14 protein-coding genes and 3 pseudogenes are annotated in these 21,141 nt (G+C 53.5%); 12 read left to right on the top strand and 5 right to left on the bottom strand.

What is annotated here, in order from left to right; translation table 11 throughout:
- Nucleotides 1-131: 131 nt before the first annotated feature.
- The 3 genes and pseudogenes from AU509_RS11675 to AU509_RS11665 all read left to right on the top strand — a co-directional run bounded on the left by AU509_RS11675 (nt 132) and on the right by AU509_RS11665 (nt 2,727).
- Nucleotides 132-599: an Lrp/AsnC family transcriptional regulator gene (locus tag AU509_RS11675; RefSeq protein ID WP_094118402.1), complete on the top strand. Its 468-nt coding sequence runs from the start codon at nt 132-134 to the stop codon at nt 597-599.
- Between the two features lie 258 nt (nt 600-857).
- The gene (locus AU509_RS11670; protein WP_094118401.1) at nt 858-1,472 is read left to right on the top strand and encodes a YitT family protein; all 615 of its coding nucleotides are present in this window, start codon (nt 858-860) and stop codon (nt 1,470-1,472) included.
- Nucleotides 1,473-1,534: 62 nt separating this feature from the next.
- Nucleotides 1,535-2,727: pseudogene (locus tag AU509_RS11665) on the top strand (amino acid aminotransferase).
- Between the two features lie 178 nt (nt 2,728-2,905).
- On the opposite strand, the gene AU509_RS11660 reads toward AU509_RS11665, so the two are convergent.
- Nucleotides 2,906-4,597, bottom strand: a complete 1,692-nt coding sequence (locus tag AU509_RS11660; protein ID WP_094118400.1) for a methyl-accepting chemotaxis protein — start codon at nt 4,595-4,597, stop codon at nt 2,906-2,908.
- 1,412 nt (nt 4,598-6,009) lie between these two features.
- Between AU509_RS11660 and AU509_RS11655 the strand changes: the two genes are divergently transcribed.
- The gene (locus AU509_RS11655) at nt 6,010-7,386 is read left to right on the top strand and encodes a sensor domain-containing diguanylate cyclase (RefSeq protein WP_244200992.1); all 1,377 of its coding nucleotides are present in this window, start codon (nt 6,010-6,012) and stop codon (nt 7,384-7,386) included.
- Nucleotides 7,387-7,408: 22 nt separating this feature from the next.
- Here the strand turns inward: AU509_RS11655 and AU509_RS11650 are convergent, their stop codons facing one another.
- The gene (locus AU509_RS11650) at nt 7,409-7,828 is read right to left on the bottom strand and encodes a secondary thiamine-phosphate synthase enzyme YjbQ (protein ID WP_085652927.1); all 420 of its coding nucleotides are present in this window, start codon (nt 7,826-7,828) and stop codon (nt 7,409-7,411) included.
- A gap of 82 nt (nt 7,829-7,910) precedes the next feature.
- A pseudogene (gene uvrA / locus AU509_RS11645) lies at nt 7,911-10,741 on the bottom strand (excinuclease ABC subunit UvrA).
- 234 nt (nt 10,742-10,975) lie between these two features.
- Between uvrA and ssb1 the strand changes: the two are divergent.
- The 8 genes and pseudogenes from ssb1 (at nt 10,976) to AU509_RS11605 (ending at nt 19,135) form a co-directional block, all read left to right on the top strand.
- The gene (gene ssb1 / locus AU509_RS11640; protein ID WP_094100823.1) at nt 10,976-11,521 is read left to right on the top strand and encodes a single-stranded DNA-binding protein SSB1; all 546 of its coding nucleotides are present in this window, start codon (nt 10,976-10,978) and stop codon (nt 11,519-11,521) included.
- Between the two features lie 867 nt (nt 11,522-12,388).
- A complete protein-coding gene (locus AU509_RS17835) occupies nt 12,389-12,613 on the top strand; it encodes a hypothetical protein (RefSeq protein WP_254901569.1) in 225 nt (74 codons plus the stop codon).
- 996 nt (nt 12,614-13,609) lie between these two features.
- Nucleotides 13,610-14,365 (top strand): GH12 family glycosyl hydrolase domain-containing protein, encoded by a 756-nt coding sequence (locus AU509_RS11630; RefSeq protein WP_244200993.1) that lies wholly within the window; start codon nt 13,610-13,612, stop codon nt 14,363-14,365.
- A gap of 191 nt (nt 14,366-14,556) precedes the next feature.
- Nucleotides 14,557-15,966, top strand: a complete 1,410-nt coding sequence (gene dalD / locus AU509_RS11625; RefSeq protein WP_094118397.1) for a D-arabinitol 4-dehydrogenase — start codon at nt 14,557-14,559, stop codon at nt 15,964-15,966.
- Nucleotide 15,967: 1 nt separating this feature from the next.
- Entirely contained in the window at nt 15,968-16,384 is a 417-nt protein-coding gene (locus AU509_RS11620; protein WP_085652932.1) for a SemiSWEET family sugar transporter, read from the top strand.
- A 297-nt stretch (nt 16,385-16,681) separates the two neighbouring features.
- Entirely contained in the window at nt 16,682-17,377 is a 696-nt protein-coding gene (locus tag AU509_RS11615) for a metal ABC transporter ATP-binding protein (protein WP_099045407.1), read from the top strand.
- A complete protein-coding gene (locus AU509_RS11610; protein WP_100053523.1) occupies nt 17,374-18,228 on the top strand; it encodes a metal ABC transporter permease in 855 nt (284 codons plus the stop codon). Before AU509_RS11615 ends, AU509_RS11610 begins: the two co-directional genes overlap by 4 nt.
- A gap of 29 nt (nt 18,229-18,257) precedes the next feature.
- A pseudogene (locus AU509_RS11605) lies at nt 18,258-19,135 on the top strand (metal ABC transporter substrate-binding protein).
- 63 nt (nt 19,136-19,198) lie between these two features.
- On the opposite strand, the gene yacL reads toward AU509_RS11605, so the two are convergent.
- Entirely contained in the window at nt 19,199-19,561 is a 363-nt protein-coding gene (gene yacL / locus AU509_RS11600) for a protein YacL (RefSeq protein WP_085652933.1), read from the bottom strand.
- A gap of 242 nt (nt 19,562-19,803) precedes the next feature.
- The coding region (locus AU509_RS11595; RefSeq protein ID WP_100053522.1) for a bifunctional aconitate hydratase 2/2-methylisocitrate dehydratase at nt 19,804-21,141 on the bottom strand (1,338 nt) is incomplete at its 5' end.

The following is a 21,141-nucleotide window of genomic DNA, read 5'->3' as shown; positions in this document are numbered from 1 at the left end:
CCGATTCCCGCATTACAGCGCGCTTAATACGCGTTGTCGTTCAGACGCCTCTCGCCGGGACGGCCGCAGGGTTTCCGAGCGGTAAAAACCTGTTAGTCTGTAAGACCGTCTTTTGCCCGGTAAACATCGCCATGTACAACATTGATGACTTTGACCTGAAAATTCTGACGCTACTGCAGTCCAACGGCCGACTGACCAATCAGGAGCTCAGCGAGCTGGTCGGGCTGTCCGCATCGCAGTGCTCGCGTCGTCGCATTGCTCTTGAACACGCACAGCTGATTTTGGGCTATCACGCCCGCTTGGCGCCGGACGCGATGGGGCTGGAAACGCTGGGATTGATCGAAGTACGCCTCATCAATCACACCCCGGAATGCGTGGACAGCTTCCACCAAATGCTGGGCGAAGTGGATGCCATCATCGACGCCTATAAAACGACCGGCGACGCCGACTACCTGCTGAAAGTCGCGGTGGCTGATCTGCCCGGGCTGAGCGAACTGATCAGTCATATCCTGTCGCAGAACAAGAGCGTGGCGCACCTGAAAACCTCGGTGGTCCTCAATCGTCTTAAGGAAAATGGGCTGATGGCGGCAACGGTCTGATTGCCCCAAATTGGGGCATAAGGCTTTATTATGGTGCACATGGATCAGTCAGATTACGCACCAGTGAAGGATATTTCTCACACCCCAACGAAAAAAACCTCATTTAACGCGCGTTTCGTGCAAAATTAACCCTCCGCGATTTCAATACGTTAGCCTTGAAACTGTTTGCAGATCACCCAGACTACTCCGGACTGGCGTAGCCTGGTGCGCTTTTTGCTTCCTATTCTCTATCGTTCAATCAACTAACGTACTGTTCTTATGGATAGTGTCATCAGCCACGACGATCTGTCGCACACCCCCATAGAGGATATGATCGCGCTCCTTATCGGTACACTTATGGTGTCTTTTGGCGTCGTGCTGCTGCGCCAGTCCGGCGCCCTGACCGGGGGAACCGCAGGCATGGCCTTTTTGCTGCACTATGTGCTTCATCTCTCATTCGGCGTCGCGTTCTTCCTGATCAACCTGCCGTTTTACTATCTGGCGATCCGCCGTATGGGCTGGCGTTTTACGCTCAAGACCTTCTGCGCTGTCGCGCTGGTCTCGGTATTTTCCGACCTGCACGGACACTTCATCCATATCGACCGGCTGGATCCTTTTTATGCGACGCTGTTCGGCAATGTGATTATGGGGTTGGGATTTATCGTCTTGTTCCGCCACAAAGCCAGCCTGGGCGGCGTGAATATTCTTGCGCTTTATCTACAGGATAAAAGTGGAATCAGGGCCGGGAAATTTCAAATGGTAGTGGATGTGATTATTGTGCTGGCGTCGTTGTTCGTGGTAAGCATACCCATGCTGGTTGCCTCTATCATGGGAGCAACCATCCTGAATCTGATTATTGCCATGAATCACCGCCCCGGACGCTACGCGGTGTAACGTCTTAGGACTATCGGCATTATCACTACGCGAGATATCGACTAATCCAGGAGTATGTGACTGTGTTTCAACATGTTGACGCCTATGCGGGCGATCCCATTCTGTCGCTGATGGAACAATTTAAACAGGACCCCCGAGCCGATAAAGTCAACCTCAGCATCGGGCTGTACTACGACGAGCACGCGGTGATCCCCCAGTTGAAAGCGGTCAGCGCCGCACAGGCTCAACTGACGGATCAGTTCAAACATGCGAGCAGCTACCTGCCGATGGAAGGATTGGCGTCTTATCGCAGCGCGATTCAGCGGCTGCTGTTTGGCGATCACCACCCCGCGCTGAGCGCCGGGCGCATCGCCACGATCCAGACTGTAGGCGGCTCAGGCGCGCTGAAAGTCGGCGCCGATTTTCTGAAGCGCTATTTTCCTGATTCTGAAGTCTGGGTCAGCGACCCGACCTGGGAAAACCATATCGCCATCTTCTCCGGCGCTGGCTTCCAGGTTCATACCTACCTTACTTCGACAACGACAGCCGCGGCGTGAACTTCCAGGGCATGCTCGACGCGCTGAAACAGCTGCCAGCACAAAGCATCGTTCTGTTGCATCCCTGCTGCCACAATCCGACCGGCGCGGATTTGACCCATGCGCAATGGGATCAAATGATTGAAGTGCTGCTGTCACGCAAGCTGATCCCTTTCCTGGATATCGCCTATCAGGGATTTGGCGCTGGCATGGACGACGATGCTTACGCCATCCGCGCCATCGCGGGCTCCGGCTTGCCTGCGCTGGTGAGCAATTCGTTTTCGAAAATTTTCTCGCTATACAGCGAACGCGTCGGCGGGCTGTCCGTCATTTGTGAAGACCGTCAGGCCGCAGAGCGCGTATTGGGTCAGTTGAAAGCCACGGTGCGCCGCAACTACTCCAGCCCGCCGAACTTCGGCGGACAGCTGGTTTCTCACGTGCTCAACGATGAAACGCTGAACGCCGAATGGCATGCCGAGGTGACGGCGATGCGTCAACGTATCTCGGAGATGCGTCAAACGTTGGTGGATGCGCTGAAGCAAGCCCTGCCCGATCGTAATTTCGACTACCTGCTGACGCAACGTGGAATGTTCAGCTACACGGGTTTTAGCCCTGAACAAGTGGATCGGCTGCGCGAGGAGTTCGGCGTTTACCTCATCGCCAGCGGTCGCGTTTGTATGGCCGGACTTAATCACAGCAATGTACAAAGGGTTGCCGCGGCATTCGCCGCCGTGCAATAACATCGTTTGCTCATACTGCCTGCCGGCATCAAACGGCAGGCTTTTTTTTGGGCTTTTTTTGAGATTTGTTCAGGCGGGACGACGGCCGCCGAAGTTCAGCGACCGCCGGAGGGACATGCAGATATCCGCCGAGGCGGATATCTGGGGCCGACGGCAATGCGCCGCCAGCCGTGACGTTTTAGAACGACGTCCAGTCTTCAGAGCTGGCGGCAGCCGTCGCTGGCAGCGTTTTTTCCTGCTTAACCGCTTTCGCTACGGGCAGCGCGCTCGCCGCGGACGCCTGTGGCTGCTGACGGCCGCTTGTGGCGACAAAGCTGTGGCTCAATTTGAAGGTGCTCACCGCATCGGTCAGCATCGTCGCCTGCGACTGCAGAGACAGCGCCGCCGAGGCGGACTCTTCCACCAGCGCGGCGTTCTGCTGCGTTGTGGAGTCAATCTGGCCGACCGCGATGTTGATCTGGTTGATGCCATCGCTCTGCTCGCCGCTGGCCTGAGAGATTTCGCTGATGATCTCGTTCACGTCCTGCACATGCGTGGTCAGGCTGGACATGTTGTCTTCTGCGGAGTCCACAAGCTGCATGCCTTCCTGGATTTTGCTGACGGAGTCGTCGATCAGTTCTTTGATCTCTTTCGCCGCCGTGGCACTGCGTTGCGCCAGAGAACGAACTTCACCCGCAACCACCGCAAAACCTCTGCCCTGCTCGCCGGCACGCGCCGCTTCCACCGCCGCGTTCAGCGCCAGAATGTTGGTCTGGAAGGCAATACCGTCGATCACACCGATGATTTCCGCCATACGCTGGGACGAGTCGCGAATACCGCGCATTTTGTGCGTCACAGACAGCATAACGTCGCTGCTCTGCTTCGCCGCGGTAGAAGCCTGATCGGCAATACTGGTCGCATGGCGGGTATTTTCTGCGGTATTGGTGATGGTCGACGTCAGCTCTTCCATAGAAGACGCCGTCTGTTCCAGAGAGCTCGCCTGCTCTTCCGTACGTGCGGACAGATCCTGGTTGCCGGCCGCAATCTGTGACGCCGCAGAGGAGATACTTTCCGCGCCGTCGCGCACCTGACCGACAATCTGGCTTAGGCTGACGTTCATGTGTTCCAACGAACGCAGCAGTTGGCCCATTTCATCTTTGCCTGAAGACGGCACTTCAGAGGTCAGATCGCCTTTGGCCACGCTTTCGGCCAGATCCAGCGCCTGACGGATGGGATAAGTAATGCTGCCGGTCAACACCCGGGCAATCACGACCACTAACACCACGCAGGAGGCCAAAATACCCAGCAGCAACCAACGCGTGAAGTTATAGGTGTCTTCCATTTGGTGCATCGTGTTGCCCATGGCATCGTCCTGATGGTCGATGAGCGAGGCCACGGCTGCGCGGTACTGGCTTTGAATAACATCCAGATGGGTATTGAATTCAATGGTCGCCCCCGCCGTATCGCCCGCTTTGATTCGGTCGATGATATTTCTTCCCGAGATCAGGAATTCGCCGCGGATCGCATGGATGTTATCCATAATGCGCTTGGAACCCTCATCGTTCAGCTGTTCGGCGTTTTTGTCGATATCCTGCATCAACGCGGTGATTTTCTTCGCCTGATCGGCAATCTCGTTCATGACGACGCGACTTTTTTCTTCATCCTGCACCAGAAGGAGTTTCTGATACGCGAGGACAACGGCGTTGACGTTATCAATCAAGTTATTCGATTGTACCGTCTGCGGATAAATATCCGTTACGATGCCGCGCGCATCTTCGTGAAAGTCCGACAGTCTGGAAATAGAGACGAAACTGACGATGCAAATCATTAACACTAAAACGGCAAATCCGGCGGCAAGCCGATAGCCTATTTTCCAATCAGATAAACGCATAATCTTGTTCCCTTTTTTATACAAAAATGAAAAACCATAACAGTAAAAACCAGAGTGAATATTTTCTGACTAAATAATCACTAACATGAATCACATTGCGCAGTGACAACATGAAAGACCGTGGGAGATGTCTATTTTCACAGCGCAAAATCAGCGCTCCTCACGAATGACGGAGAGTTAAGCGAGATGACGAAACGGGGAAAAAACAAAAAGCCTATCCCAGCAGGCGTTATTGACTCGGCGAGGCTGACACGGGCGACGCAGAAAAAACGTCTGGCATTTTGTGTCGACGACATCCGGTCAACCTGTGCGAGCACAATACTCATCCGACACGTAGGCGAAATACGTGGGATAACGAGTACTTTCTCAAACCACTGCGGCCAGAGAACTCGACCTATATGGGATAGGCTCTAAGCCCATTGACTGATGACCTGACGTTTATTCAACAGTGACGCCATGTAAAAACGGTGCGCCACGACAACGCACCGCCGACAGCATCTTTCATGCTAAATTTTCATGACCGCCATCAAGCAATGGGATAATTCCCCCGATATCGCGCTACCGACAAAACGGAAGAGAGCCGAATTAACCGTGCCGAATTTAAAACAGAGTGGAAAATACCAGAGGAAATTTTGGATAAATGACAACGATTATCGCCGCGTTAATTATCCCAATGACCTCCAACGAGCCCTGCCAACAACACAGTCGTGTGTGCTCTTCATCGGCCACAAATGCCACAACTTTACATATTAATCGCCATCTTTACACATAACCGCAAGCTCACTGCCTGCAAAGTCTACTATTTAGACAAAGGGCTATTACACAAAAACACCCAAAACCCATCACCACAATCGCATCATTTCTTATCATTTTGTCTCACCGCTGCAATCTGGGATGACGAAAAAAAGAGAAACCGGTTACCATTTAGATAATAAATTTTATTTAATGCCCCTCCTTATAATAAAAGACAAGATACTTTTTTTACTCCTATAAGAATTAATGACACCATCCATTCATAAATAATAAAAATTATTATTACCACTAACTTTTTGGATATTTTTTTGCTATTTTCACGTAATAAGTTTTAATTAGAAATAACACCAGAAACTCTAAACCCTATAAAAATAGTTCGCACGCTAACACAATGACTTTGTGATTACCTCCACCATGATAAAGTTTTAAAAACCGGTTGGAACTGGATGAAAATAAAGAAGATATTTCAGATCAATTTGCGGGGGCTAATTCTATCCATCTCAATAGCAAGCATGTTGGTCACACTGACAAATGGTTATCTCTCTATCTATAACGTCTATAAAGAGTTGTTCGCTAATCAGTTAGCCAAAATCAATATAGATTATTCCTCACGTCTGGCCGCGAGCGTGGAGAACGTATTATCTATTTCAAAAAAACAGATGACTTACAGCGCACGCTTCATCTCAAAATATTTTCCTGACACCAGCCAAATTCAGGAAGAGACCGATCGTATCTTTCAATTAAGCCAAAATTTTAATTCGGTCATTATCGTCGATAATAATAACAATCTGGTCGCGTTCTCCCCGGATAGTAATGTGCAGGAGGTCAATAAACTGGTCGCAGATACCAGCCTCTCTCCCCTCCAACCCGACAACGTCGCCGCCAGTCTCCCCTATAAAACCAACGAAAACGACTACGCGATCGCCTTGTCAGCGCCCATAGTCAGTGAACAAGGCGTACACCTGGGAGATATTCGCGGCGCCATTCATCTGACCAAATTGCGCATCATGGATGAATTCACACCGCTCAATAACGACAGATCAATGGTTTATATTATTGATAATGAAGGGAATACCATCTATCACTACAACAACAAAGTCCCGTTAGGCGAGCACATTAACGATCAACAATTGAAGAAAGCCACCGCCAGTCAGGACACCGGTTCTTTCATGATGCCCGACGAACAAAGCAATCTGGTATTGGCCGGCTTCGCCAAAGTGCATAAAACGGGTTGGACCGTCATCACCCTGCAATCCTCCGCCGTGACGGACAAAGCCTTGAATAACGTGATGTACAGCGTGCTGAAAGAAGCTACCCCGGTCGCCCTGCTGACACTGTTGGTCTTGATGATCTTCGCCGTCTTCATCGCCCGGCCGCTGCGCCAGCTGGCAATGACGGCTAGCCGAATGAGCGAACAGGGTGCAATCAGCCAGATTCGCGCGGTGCCCTCTTGGTATGTGGAAGCCGCTCAGCTCAAGGATGCGATTTTGCTTGGCACCATGATGCTGCATAAACGCATTGGTCGCCTCAGTTCGGAGGCGCATACCGATCCGCTGACGGGACTGTTAAACCGTCGGGGACTTCAGGAAGGGTTGGAAATGGTCATGCTGGAAAAGAAATCGGTGTCGGTCGTGGTGATTGATATTGATAACTTCAAGCAGGTCAACGACACCTATGGCCACGACATCGGCGACGAGGTTATCCGCCAGCTTGGCCAACAGATCCGCAGCAACGCCCGCAAGATGGATATTATGTGTCGAACCGGCGGAGAGGAGTTCTTGATGCTCTTGCCCGGGACAGATATCCATATCGCTTCCATCATCGCCGAACGCCTGCGTAAGAGCGTGGAGCGCATGATCTTCCCCATGTGCCGCCACGTGACCGTGTCGTTAGGCGTAACGTCCTTTACGCCGAAACAGTGTCCGCTAGACATGGCGGTCAAGACCGCCGACAACGCCTTATACAAGGCAAAAAATACCGGTAGGAATCGCGTGGTGGTGGAGTATATCGCTAGCGGAAGCATTGCCCCGCTCTAAAGAAGACGGCGGCCCTGCATGGCTATTCGCCCTGCAGCGTCAGCACCAGCGAACGACTCCCGCCGTGATTACGGTGTTCACACAGGTAAATGCCCTGCCATATCCCTATATTCAGGCTACCGTCGCTGACCGGTAACAGCACGCTGCTGCCCAGCAGGCTGGACTTGAGATGCGCGGGCATATCGTCGCTGCCTTCATCGCAGTGAAGGTAGTCATGCTCATTTTCCGGCACCAGTCGGTTGAAAGCGCTTTCAAAATCCTGACGCACCGTGGGATCGGCATTTTCATTCAGCGTTAACGCCGCGGAAGTGTGCTTGATGAACACCTGCAACAGCCCAATCCGCAGCTGTCTGATTTCAGGTATCGCCGCAAGGACGTCGCGGGTGATCAGATGAAAGCCGCGGCTTTTTGGCTTCAGAACGACGTCTCGTTGCATCCACATATGCAGCCTCTCTAGCATGGCAGACGGGTTCGTCCGTGCGGACGATTTCTCCACGCGGACGAACGGTTCAGACAACGCGCGTTTAGTCTCGCGCCAGTAGTGGTTTGAGGAAACGCGCGGTGTGCGAAGCTTTGCACTCCGCCACGGTTTCCGGCGTGCCGCTAACCAGTATTTCACCGCCGCCGCTGCCGCCTTCCGGTCCTAAATCCACAATCCAGTCGGCGGTTTTAATCACATCCAGATTATGCTCGATGACGACAATGGTATTGCCCTGATCGCGCAGCTGATGCAGTACCGCCAGCAGCTGTTGGATATCGGCGAAATGCAGCCCGGTGGTCGGTTCATCCAGAATGTACAGCGTTTGGCCTGTGCCGCGCTTGGACAGTTCACGCGCCAGCTTGACGCGTTGCGCCTCGCCGCCCGACAGCGTCGTGGCCGACTGGCCCAAACGGATGTAGGACAAGCCGACATCGATCAGCGTTTGCAACTTACGCGCCAGCGCCGGAATGGCGTCGAAGAATTCACGGGCGTCCTCAATCGTCATATCCAGCACTTCGTGAATGCTTTTGCCTTTGTATTTAATCTCCAGCGTTTCACGATTGTAGCGATGGCCCTTGCACTGATCGCACGGCACGTAAATATCCGGCAGGAAGTGCATCTCGACCTTGATGACGCCGTCGCCCTGGCACGCTTCGCAGCGGCCGCCCCGCACGTTAAAGCTGAAACGACCAGGGTTATAACCACGGGTACGTGATTCCGGCACGCCGGCGAACAGCTCACGAATCGGCGTGAACACGCCGGTGTACGTCGCCGGGTTGGAGCGCGGCGTACGCCGATCGGGCTTTGATCGATATCGATCACTTTGTCGAAGTGATCCAATCCCTGAATATCGCGATACGGCGCGGATTCAGCGATGGTGGCGCCATTCAACTGCCGCTGAGCCAGCGGGAACAGCGTATCGTTGATCAGCGTAGACTTGCCCGAACCGGACACCCCGGTGATGCAGGTAAACAATCCTACCGGCAGCGTCAGCGTCACATCTTTGAGGTTGTTGCCTTTGGCGCCGATCAATTTCAGTACCTTGGTGGGGTCGGCCGGTACGCGTTCAGCCGGCACCTCAATTTTTCGCTGACCGCTGAGGAACTGCCCGGTCAGGGATTCGGGAACGGCCATAATCTGGTCGACGGTGCCTTCGGCGATCACCTCGCCGCCATGCACCCCGGCGCCGGGACCGATATCAATCACGTGATCGGCGGCGCGGATCGCATCCTCATCATGCTCAACCACGATCACCGTATTGCCGAGGTCGCGCAGGTGGATCAACGTTTCCAACAGACGTTCGTTGTCCCGTTGATGCAGACCGATGGACGGCTCGTCCAGCACGTACATTACGCCGACCAGCCCCGCGCCAATCTGGCTCGCCAACCGGATACGCTGCGCCTCGCCGCCGGACAGCGTTTCCGCCGAGCGGGAAAGCGACAGATAATTCAGACCCACGTTCACCAGGAAGCGCAGCCGATCGCCGATTTCTTTCAACACTTTTTCGGCAATCTTCGCCCGCTGACCGCTCAGCTCAATATTCTGGAAAAAACTCAACGCCTGACCGATGCTCATGTCGGAAATGTGCGGCAGCGTGGTCTCGGCCACGTAGACGTGGCGAGCCTCTTCGCGCAGGCGGGTACCGTGGCAGCTGGCGCAGGAGCGGTTGCTGATAAACTTCGCCAGCTCTTCGCGCACCGCCGTTGATTCCGTTTCTTTATAGCGACGCTCCATATTGTGCAGCACCCCTTCGAACGGGTGTCGTCGCACCGAAGTATCGCCGCGGTCGTTAATGTATTTGAATTCGATGTTCTGTTTGCCGGAACCGTACAGCACGACCTTTTGAATGTCCGCGCTCAGGCTGTTGAACGGTGCGTCGACATCAAACTCGTAGTGTTCCGCCAGCGATCGCAACATCTGGAAGTAGTAAAAATTGCGGCGATCCCATCCGCGAATCGCCCCGCCCGCCAGAGAGAGTTCCTGGTTTTGGATGACGCGGGACGGATCGAAAAATTGTTGCACGCCTAACCCATCGCAAGTCGGGCACGCGCCGGCGGGGTTGTTGAAGGAGAACATGCGCGGTTCCATCTCATGCATGCTGTAGCCGCAGATTGGACAGGCAAAGTTGGCGGAGAACAGCAGTTCGGCCACACTGCTGTCATCCATGTCGGCAACGACGGCGCTGCCGCCGGACAGCTCCAGCGCGGTTTCGAACGACTCCGCCAACCGCTGGGCCAGATCGCTGCGGACCTTGAAGCGGTCAACGACGACCTCGATGGTGTGCTTCTTCTGCAGCTCCAGCTTCGGCGGATCGGACAGGTCGCACACCTCGCCGTCGATTCGGGCGCGGATGTAACCCTGCGTCGCCAGATTCTCCAGCGTTTTGGTATGCTCGCCCTTGCGATCTTTTACGATCGGCGCCAGCAGCATCAGCCGCTTGTCTTCCGGCTGCGCCAGCACGTTATCCACCATCTGACTCACGGTCTGCGCATCCAGCGGAACGTTGTGTTCCGGACAGCGCGGCTCACCGACGCGGGCATACAGCAGGCGCAGGTAGTCATGAATTTCAGTGATGGTGCCGACGGTCGAACGCGGGTTATGCGACGTCGACTTCTGTTCAATGGAAATAGCCGGCGACAACCCTTCGATATGATCGACGTCCGGTTTTTCCATCAGGGACAAAAACTGCCGGGCATACGCTGACAGAGATTCTACGTAACGTCGCTGCCCCTCGGCGTAGAGGGTGTCAAAAGCCAGCGATGACTTTCCGGATCCGGATAATCCCGTGACCACAATCAGCTTATCGCGAGGGATTATCAGATTGATATTCTTGAGATTATGAGTACGGGCACCACGAACTTCGATATTATCCATTCACATACTTCCCGTCATTGACGCTGTTTTGCATCCCTCACACAGAGAGAAATCCAGTACGAAACCAATGATTATGGCATAAATAAAACTGAATGGATAACCAGTGGTGGTTGTCAATTAACCGCGTAAAGGAAAAAATTATGCGGCGCGCATCGCGAGTATTATAAGGCGGTGTAGCATGCTAGAATTCATCGTTTAGACTATTTAAAAATTGATCCATCAGGAGACACCCACATGGCCAGCAGAGGCGTTAATAAAGTCATTCTTCTCGGGAATCTCGGACAAGACCCGGAAGTTCGTTACATGCCGAATGGCGGCGCAGTAGCCAACATTACCCTGGCCACGTCCGAAAGCTGGCGCGATAAGCAAACCGGCGAGCAGAAAGAAAAAACCGAGTGGCACCGCGTTGTGCTGTTCGGCAAACTGGCTGAAGTCGCCGGAGAATACCTGCGCAAGGGTTCTCAGGTTTATATCGAAGGCCAGCTGCAGACGCGTAAATGGCAGGATCAAAGCGGCACCGACCGTTACACGACGGAAGTCGTCGTCAATATCGGCGGCACCATGCAGATGCTCGGCGGCCGTTCAGGCGGCGGCGCACCGGCGGGCGCGCCTGCAGGCGGCAACAACCAGCAGCAGGGCGGCTGGGGTCAGCCTCAGCAGCCGCAGGCGAACAACCAGTTCAGTGGCGGCGGACAGGCAGCGCGCCCGCAGCAGAATACCGCTCCGGCAGCGCCGAACAATGAACCGCCGATGGATTTCGACGACGATATCCCGTTCTGATTTGAACCCGACTCATTCGTTAAAAAATCCACTAAAAAACCCGAGATATCGGGGTTTTTTAGTGCGTGGAGTTTAGAAAATCATTTACCAGTAGGCATCACCGAAAACACCTAGATGCCGCCTGACAGGCGATAAGAATACATATTCAGGCAAATGGACTCCGCGCCTCTTGCGTTGGCCTCCTCCACCACAATCAATACTATCGGTCATTTGACCTGAATGTGAAACAGCCAGCAGAATATCTCCCGGCAACTTTAGCGATGCGCTCATTAGCTATTTATGGCTGCCGCTGATCGCATAAGGAAATACACCCAATTTTAGTGGCTTGTGATTGAAATCCCCATAGACGACGCCAAAACCCCCACAGCCCGCGAGAATGATTTTCGCCCCTTACGGGGAAGGTAATCGGCAGCGGTGCAAGGGATTCTATGACACGACAGCTTATCGCTTCCAAACTGTCTTATAGGAAAAAAATAGAATTGAATGATGTGATCTCAATGACTTTATTAGTATAAAGATCCGCGTCATGTATAACGGGAATTTCGATAATCTCTTCCAAATTAACCTCTTTCTTAGCAATACTCATTTTAAGATCGTGAAATATGGTAAACCCGGTGATTTATAAACATTGGTAATACCGGCAACGCTGCCATTCAGGTCGCGGGAAATATCAGAAATAGACATCGTCGCCAGGATATCATCGATAAATAAGGCAATCGCTCTTTCTTTTCCAATTCCGGGATAAATGTTTGAGAAAATAAAAAATCACGAAAACCAGGACTGCCTAAAAATCTACCATGGGCTATATCGGCCTGACCATATTCATGATCGGCGATGACGTCGAGCAAGCCTGGGGGCTGCCCTTTTATGCCGTACGCGGTATCGGTTATCTCCTATTCGCCTACTCCTTCCTTATGTGGAAAAACGACAATACGCCCGGCCATCGACGCACTGCTTTACTTTTCGCTCGGCGCCGGCGGCGTATTAGGCATCTATGCAGGATTGTATATTCTGAGTGCTGTACTGACGCCCTTCCTGAAAACGCCGGATGAGCTTGCTCTCCGCTCGGCAATGAAAAACAAAGCAGCCTGATGCTGACTTATTTATGTGCCTCTGAGGTGTCTGAGTCATCTTCAGGCACCTTTTATTTTTGATAGACCAACTCATTCCTTCGAAAAAATCAGTATATCAACCGTAACAATTCCGCTGATATAACTATTTTAGCCACTGATGAACACTTGATTAATATATCAATCATTAACTTCATAATAAATGAATACTAAAAAGCCCAACATGTATATCTCAAAAAGAACTAAAAAATAACCGTATCACCTCAAAAAACCGCTTATATTTCACATTAAAATAAAAAATAAATAATCAAAATCCTTTAACTATCCCAATCAACTCACTGAAATTGTTGAGATTATATCTTTTATCTGCTTCCACTTATTAAGCGCATCAGCAATAAATTGGTCTTTTCCATTGAAGAACCGTTTATCTTTGCCCATAATTCAATGGCAGTTAAACAGCACAATGAAAAAATCGAAAAAAAGCATATCGATCGGTGAAAAATATTCGTGCATTAATGTCGATGGGAATAATCTCATTATATAACCCATATTCAACATGTAATGCCCTCATATCAAACTTGGTTTTATTTTTTGGAAACGAGATCAAAAAAGGTCAGTTAATTTACTAAAAATAGACAGAAAGGTTATTCATGCATCACAAAAATGACGATATGAGATATGTATATCACATCAATAATGTCGCAATTAACTTTAATAGAACGAGACAAAAAACAATTTTAAGAAGTGGTCTTTTAACGCGCAAACAAAGCCATGAAACTCAATAAATGAGCGATACATCCAGTTATTCATGGAAACTTTGGAATAACTTGATTATCCACAGTAAGATCGTCTTTACTCGAATAATTGATTTTTTATTATTTTATTTAACACCGACTCATTATATACGCCAGAACCCCTATTCGTGAACGAAATGGAATCGATGAAAGAAACCGGTTAACAACGACAATGGGTGTTAACAGGTCATATTTATTTTAGGTATAAAACAAGGAGCATGTTTATGAAAAAGACAGTGGGTTTTGCCTCTATTGCCATGGCGGTGATCATGGCGAACGGCGGCGCGTTAGCGGCGTCATCCTCTGGCGATAATGCCAAACTTTTTCTACCGAGCGGCATCGATTATGTCTACAACAATACTTGGGGAAAAAGCGCAGTGCCTAACGGGCAGCAAGCCATTTATGTCAACAGCGCGACGGATATGGGATGGTCGTGGTCATGGCCCAGCGACGTCAACTCGGTGAAAGGCTACCCCTCCATCGTTCATGGTTGGCACTGGACCACGGGATACGGGACCAATACCGGACTGCCGGTTCGCCTGTCCGAAAACAAAAACATTAATACTACCGCGGCCTGGTCCTTTTCCAATGCAACGGGCACGTACAATGTCTCTTACGATATCTGGTTCCACTCAGACAACAATGCAAACTGGTGGTCGACCCCGACAGATGAGCTGATGATCTGGATGAACAGCACCAATGCCTCACCGGCCGGTAGTTATGTGAATACCGTCACCATCGGCGGCATTCCTTGGGATGTCTACAAAGGCACGGTCAGCAGCTGGAACGTCTATTCTTTTGTCATCAAAAGTAATCAGACTTCCGCAAATCTCAATATCAAAAATTTCACGGACTATCTGGTCAAATCGACACAGTGGATGAGCAACACCAAGTACATCAGCAGTATCGAATTCGGCACCGAAGTGTATAAAGGCTCGGGTACCTTTAAAGTCTCCAAATGGAGCGTAAACATCAAGTAATCCCCCAGCCGGCGAGTCGGGCGGAAACGTCGATGCTGACCCTCAGGTCATCGTCTCCCCTCGGTCGTCGGCTTGTCCCCTTTATTCGAAAAAAACATCAAGTGACTGATAATTAACATATTTTTATTATGTTGCAAAAAGTGCTACCCTTAATATCGAATAAATTATCTCCAATGGAGTAAGGAAAGGGTTTGGCTATATCAACGACAGATTCCTCTAACTGGCTTCATCTGGGTGCAAGTGCGTTCTTTCGATCGCATCAGGCCTGGTACCTTAACCAGCTGCGAAAGCAGGGCAACAAGCGATGGCACATGGCGCTATCCAACATCCGCAATAGCTCAACGCAAAAAACGCTTCAGCAGCTCAAATCTCAGAACGGTCTCTACACGCTGGAAACCATTTCCCCTGACGGCGAACATACCTACGAGACCATAGACGCAGTCGATCAAATCATTCTTTGGGATAGCCAATTGGCCTCCACGGTGGCTGTAGGCGCCGCTCCCGAGACAAAAATTATTTCTTTCACCGTTACCGAGGGAGGTTACTTCCTGGACGACGATGGCCACCTCGATCTGACGCACCCCGCGGTGCAGGCCGATCTTCGCGATGAAGGTGAAATAAATACTTTATATGGCGCATTGACGCTGATTTTGACCGCCCGTCAACAACAGCAAAGCGGACCGGTGACTTTACTGTGCTGCGACAACCTGCTGCAAAATGGCGATAGCTTCTCGCAGGGGCTGCGTGAATTTCTGGTCGCCAAGGAACGGCAGGATCTGGTTGAGTGGATGGAAGACAACACCTCCGCCCCCAACAGCATGGTCGACCGGATTACGCCGAAATTTGACGAAGCGCTCTATGCCCGTCTGGAAAAACAGGGCATCACCGACGATGCGGCTCCGCTTTCCGCCGAACGTTTCGCTCGCTGGGTGATCGAAGATCATTTCGTGAGCGAACGTCCGCCGCTGGAAGAAGTCGGCGTCGAATTCGTCGAGGACGTCACGACGGTCGAAGAGGCGAAAATCCGCCTGCTGAACGCCAGCCACAGCGGCATCGCCTGGGCCGGCGCTTTGCTGGACAAACGCTACATCGATGAAAGTCTGACGCCGCAGATCACGTCATGGATACGAGACTACGTGATCCAGGACGTGCTGCCCGCGCTTCGCAGCCGCGGCATCACTCACGTACAGGAAGAGGAGTGCGAAAGCGTACTGGCGCGTTTCGGCAACCGCGGCGTCCGTGACACCGTGGCCCGCGTCTCTTCGGATAGCATCGCTAAACTGCATGGATTTATCGTGCCGACGTTGAAAGACCGCTATCACCAGAATGAAATCCCGCGAGCGACGCTACGCTTGCCCGCGCTGTTTTTCCTCTTTATGCAGCAGCATCATGCTGGCGAACTGCCCTTCAGCTATGAAGATCGCGCCATCGACAGCGTCGACTTTGACGCCATTTTCTCATCCGCAGATCCGCTGACCGCGTTCTCGCAACACCCCGCGCTGTTTGGTTCATTACGCCGTCATGAAGCATTAGCTGACCACCTGGGCTCCGCCGTAGAAGAAGTTCGCGTGGTGCTGCAGCCGGTGAGTGAAGGAGCATAATATGAAGAAGAACATCACGATTGTGACCGGAACAATGGTGGCGGCCGCTGCCGCGATTGCCATACTTTATCGCTGGCCGATGGCGCTCGGGGCGCTGGCCGCTTGGGTCACCACTGGCTCTTTTTTCCTGCAAGTGCTGCACATCATTCGCAATAAAGACACGACCGGTATCTCCCTTGGGATGTATGCCGCTCTGTTCTTCGGGGTGACGTCGTGGACCGCGTACGGCTTCAACGTACAGGACATTCCTGTCATGACGGCTAACGGCATTACCGCCGTGTTGGCGTTGGTGGTGATCGTTCTGAAGCTTTATCATGAACGTGAAATCAAGCCCTCACGCCGCCGCACCATCAAGGTGACGCCGATGCCATCGCGTCGCCGTATGCCGGTCGCCGACCCGCTGAACAAGCAGCTGTAATCCTCCGAACACCCCGCACGGCGTCCTTATAAACAAGTCAGGCCCGCGTCTCTCCAGAGCGCGGGCCTGACTTGTTTATGACGAGTGTTGCCACGCTCAACATGGGCTCAAGACTTTCTGAAAAACTTTTTTACGTCTAAAACGCCTCGCGCTAAGTTTGTTATGTTATAACATAGTCAAACTCAAGGGAGAGAACATGCACAGCCTTTATTCCTTTTCCACACTGACCCGCTCCGTCATCGCCGCTCTGGTGCTGACCCTGCTGTGGGGACTGATTTCCTGGGCGGTCACACTCGCATGATCGCGTTACATCACCTCACCTACGGGTATCACCGGCATGCGCCGTTGGGGACGATTAACGGCAGCTTCGAGCCCGGTTCGCTTACCGCCATCATCGGTCCTAACGGTAGCGGAAAATCCACGCTGTTAAAAACGCTGGCCGGGTTAATGCCGCCGCTGTCCGGTTGCGTCTGCATCGCGCCGGACGTCACGCGGCCGATAGGCTATTTACCGCAGCTGTCCGAGTTTGACCGTCAATTTCCCCTCAGCGTCGGCGATCTGGTGCTGATGGGCTGCGTACCGGACAGCGGCCTGTTTGGACGCCTGACGCCCGCGCTGCGCCAGCAAGCCCGGGCGGCGTTGGACACGGTAGGGATGAGCGACGTCGAACACGTCCACATTGGTCAGCTATCCGGCGGTCAACTCCAACGCGTTCTGTTCGCCCGGCTTCTGGCGATGCGCTCCCCGATTATTTTGCTCGACGAGCCGTTCACCGGTATCGATGCCGAAACGGTCCGCATGCTCTGGCAGGTCATCCGGCAACTCCACGAAGAAGGGCGTACCCTGCTGGCGGTGTTGCACGATCTGGAACAGGTGGAGCAGCACTTTCCCCGCGTCGTCATGCTGAACGAAGACGGTCCCCGCTGGGGCGACTGCCATGAACTGCTGTCGCCAGCGCCCTCGTCCATTCCCCCGCTGAGGAGAGTGCAGTGACCTTCATTCATCTGCTCACCCAGCCGTTCGCCGACTTCGGGTTTATGCGTCGGGCGTTGGTCGGCTGTTTTGCATTGACGCTCGGGGCCGCGCCGCTGGGCTGTTTTCTGCTGCTGCGTCGAATGAGCCTGATCGGCGATGCCCTTTCCCATGCCGTCCTGCCGGGCGTCGCCATCGGCTATCTCATCTCCGGCATGTCGCTGGTCGCGATGGGAATCGGCGGCTTCGTCGCCGGGCTGGCCGTTGCCATGATGTCCGGACTGGTCAGCCGCCGCACCGAACTGAAGGAGGATGCCAGCTTCGCCGGTTTTTACCTCGGATCACTGGCGCTCGGCGTCACGCTGGTTTCGCTACGCGGCTCCAGCGTCGACCTGCTGCATGTATTGTTCGGATCGATTCTGGCCATCGACGCTCCCGCGCTGCTGACCATCGGCGTCATTACTTCCGCGTCGGTGCTGATACTAGCGGTGATCTACCGCGCTCTGGTGATGGAGTCGTTCGACGTCACCTTCATGCGCATGCTGTCGGGACGCGCCCGCGCCGCCATTCACGGTCTGTTTTTATCGCTGGTGGTCCTTAATCTGGTGGCGGGATTCCAACTGCTCGGCACGCTGATGGCGGTCGGTATGATGATGCTCCCCGCCGCCTGCGCACGCTTCTGGACTCAACGTCTCAGCATGATGCTAGCGTTGTCAGTCGCTATCGGCTGCATCGCCAGCCTGATTGGGCTGCTGTGGTCGTATTACGCCGATTTGCCCGCCGGGCCAGCGGTGATTCTGACCGCCACCCTCCTCTTCTGTATTTCCGTATTTTTTGGCTCTAACGGCGGCATGTTACGCACGCGCCGTTGATGATTGCGTCACACACTGAGGGAAAAAAATTGAAACGTTCTACTTTACTACTCCTGCTGTCCGGCTTTCTGATGAGTCCGTTAGCGATGGCGAAAGATCTCGGCGTCGTCGCCAGCTTTTCCGTACTCGGGGATATGGTCAATCAGATTGGCGGCGAGCACGTCCACGTCACCAATTTGGTCGGGCCGAATGGCGACCCGCATGAATTCGAACCATCGCCGAAAGACAGCAAAACGCTGGCGAAAGCGGATCTGGTCTTCGTTAGCGGATTGGGGCTGGAAGGCTGGCTCGACCGGCTGATCGCCGCTTCGGGCTATAAGGGAGAGGTGGTTACCGCCTCAACGGGCGTCACGCCGTTAACCCTGGTCGAAGACGGCAAAACCGCCACGGATCCTCATGCCTGGAACAGCATGGCGAATGGGGTCATTTATGCGCGCAATATTCTGGAGGCGCTGATCAAGCCGATCCGGAGAATGCGCAGGACTATCGCCAGCGCGGCGAGCGTTATATCCAGCAGTTGCAACAGCTGGACGACAGCGCCAGAAAGACCTTCGCCGCCATCCCGCAGGATAAACGCAGGGTGCTGACCAGCCACGACGCCTTTGGTTATTTCGCCGCCGCCTATGGCGTGAAATTCCTGGCGCCGCTAGGTTATTCCACCGAGTCGGAAGCCAGCAGCAAAGGCGTGGCTGAACTGATCACCCAGATCAAGCAAACGCACGTGAAGAGCTACTTTATCGAAAACCAGACCGATCCCCGTCTGGTGAAACAGATCGCCAATGCCAGCGGCGCGGAGCCGGGAGGCGAACTGTATCCGGAAGCCCTGACGGACGCCACGGGTCCGGCAGCCACCTACACGGCGGCATTCAGCCATAACGTCGCCGCGATGGCGGCCAGTATGCGTTAACGTACGCGAAGGGAGGGAGCGCTCAGACAGGCTCCCTGCTTATGGGGAAGGCGAAACCCGCGTTTACCGCGTTTGTATAAACTGCCGGTATTTCGAAAGCAGCGCGAGGAAATCCTCCAGACCGCACAGAGACAGACTTTCCTCATCGTAGTAGCTCATCCCTTCTTCCATCTCGTCGCAGGTTAAAGAGAGCTGATTGGCGCGGATGATGACCTCTTCTTCATCCAACAACAGGGAGTATTCGTGCCCCTGCAACTGCCACTGACGTTCGCTGCCGAGCACCGAACGCGCGCCGGCTTCCACCTCATCCAGCACCGCCAACTGACCGTTAACTTCTTCATTGAGCCAATGCCCTACGGCCTCATGCCCCATCGACATGCGCACGATGACCACGCCGGTGACATCACGCAAAAATTCATAGTCCATCCCGTCGCTCCTGTGAATAAGCCGGTTATCAGTGTCATCATCGTGATGTGAGGCAGATGTCCTTCGCCGTTCGAGAGACCGACGGTATTCAGCCCTCGTCGTCTTACCGACAAGGCTTATGTCAGAGACACTCCACGCGTTATATCTTCTCTGGCTGCACCGCCCATCATGATAAAGGGGGCCAGAGGCCCCCTTATGCGACGCGCACTATAGCGCTTAGCTTGCGATTTTACATCCGTGAATTACACGGCGCTTTGGAAGATCACGCCATCCGCTTTTTCCGTGTACTGAGACAGCCGGTCAAAGTTGAGATAGCGATAGGTATCGAGCGCCGTTTTGTCGACCTGCGCCATATAAGTCAGGTACTCCTCCGGCGTCGGTAAACGTCCCAGCAAAGCAGCGATCGCCGCCATTTCAGCGGAGGCCAGATAAACGTTGGCGCCGTCGCCCAAGCGATTCGGGAAGTTACGCGTGGAAGTCGATACCACGGTCGCGCCATCCGCCACGCGGGCCTGATTACCCATACACAGCGAACATCCCGGAATTTCCACCCTCGCGCCACTTTTCCCAAAGACGCTGTAATAGCCCTCTTCGGTCAGCTGAGCCGCATCCATTTTAGTGGGCGGCGCCATCCACAGGCGCGTCGGCAGCTGGCCTTTATGCTGCTCCAGCAGCTTACCGGCGGCGCGGAAGTGCCCGATGTTGGTCATACAGGAACCGATGAACACCTCATCGATTTGGCTGTTAGCCACGGATGACAACAGACGAGCATCGTCCGGATCGTTAGGCGCGCACAGGATCGGCTCGGTCACATCGGCCAGATCGATCTCGATCACGGCGGCGTACTCGGCATCTTTATCCGCTTCCAGCAGCTGCGGATCCGCCAGCCATTTCTCCATCCCCTGAACGCGACGTTCCAGCGTACGGCGATCGCCATAACCTTCCGAGATCATCCATTTCAGCAGCACGATGTTGGAGTTGAGATACTCCACGATCGGCGCCTGATCCAGCTTGATGGTGCAACCTGCCGCCGAACGTTCCGCCGAGGCGTCCGCCAGTTCGAACGCCTGCTCCACTTTCAGCTCCGGCAGCCCCTCGATCTCCAGAATCCGGCCGGAGAAAATGTTCTTTTTGCCTTTCTTCTCCACGGTCAGCAGCCCCTGCTGAATCGCGTAATACGGAATGGCGTGGACCAAATCGCGCAGTGTAATGCCCGGCTGCATCTTGCCCTTGAAGCGCACCAGCACGGACTCCGGCATATCCAGCGGCATCACGCCCGTCGCAGCGGCGAACGCCACCAAACCGGAGCCTGCCGGGAACGAAATCCCAATCGGGAAACGGGTATGGGAGTCACCGCCAGTGCCGACCGTGTCCGGCAGCAACATGCGGTTAAGCCAGGAGTGAATAATGCCGTCGCCGGGACGCAGCGAAACGCCGCCGCGGTTCATGATGAAGTCTGGCAGCGAATGGTGGGTCTGCACATCCACGGGTTTCGGGTAAGCGGCGGTGTGGCAGAATGACTGCATCACCAAATCGGCGGAGAAGCCGAGGCAGGCCAGATCCTTCAGTTCATCGCGCGT

The organism is Lonsdalea britannica, assembly GCF_002111595.1.
GTDB classification, from domain to species: domain Bacteria; phylum Pseudomonadota; class Gammaproteobacteria; order Enterobacterales; family Enterobacteriaceae; genus Lonsdalea; species Lonsdalea britannica.
Note: the sequence above shows the minus strand (reverse complement) of the source record. Positions and strands in the feature narration are given on the sequence as shown.

What these genes read in the sequence shown, in the direction of transcription:
- AU509_RS11660 (WP_094118400.1), bottom strand. Translation starts at nt 4,597, where the DNA reads ATGCGTTTATCTGATTGGAAAATAGGCTATCGGCTTGCCGCCGGATTT.
- AU509_RS11630 (WP_244200993.1), top strand. Translation starts at nt 13,610, where the DNA reads ATGAAAAAGACAGTGGGTTTTGCCTCTATTGCCATGGCGGTGATCATG.
- ssb1 (WP_094100823.1), top strand. Translation starts at nt 10,976, where the DNA reads ATGGCCAGCAGAGGCGTTAATAAAGTCATTCTTCTCGGGAATCTCGGA.
- AU509_RS11675 (WP_094118402.1), top strand. Translation starts at nt 132, where the DNA reads ATGTACAACATTGATGACTTTGACCTGAAAATTCTGACGCTACTGCAG.
- AU509_RS11650 (WP_085652927.1), bottom strand. Translation starts at nt 7,828, where the DNA reads ATGTGGATGCAACGAGACGTCGTTCTGAAGCCAAAAAGCCGCGGCTTT.
- AU509_RS11655 (WP_244200992.1), top strand. Translation starts at nt 6,010, where the DNA reads ATGACTTACAGCGCACGCTTCATCTCAAAATATTTTCCTGACACCAGC.
- yacL (WP_085652933.1), bottom strand. Translation starts at nt 19,561, where the DNA reads ATGGACTATGAATTTTTGCGTGATGTCACCGGCGTGGTCATCGTGCGC.
- AU509_RS11670 (WP_094118401.1), top strand. Translation starts at nt 858, where the DNA reads ATGGATAGTGTCATCAGCCACGACGATCTGTCGCACACCCCCATAGAG.
- AU509_RS11615 (WP_099045407.1), top strand. Translation starts at nt 16,682, where the DNA reads ATGATCGCGTTACATCACCTCACCTACGGGTATCACCGGCATGCGCCG.
- AU509_RS17835 (WP_254901569.1), top strand. Translation starts at nt 12,389, where the DNA reads ATGCCGTACGCGGTATCGGTTATCTCCTATTCGCCTACTCCTTCCTTA.
- AU509_RS11620 (WP_085652932.1), top strand. Translation starts at nt 15,968, where the DNA reads ATGAAGAAGAACATCACGATTGTGACCGGAACAATGGTGGCGGCCGCT.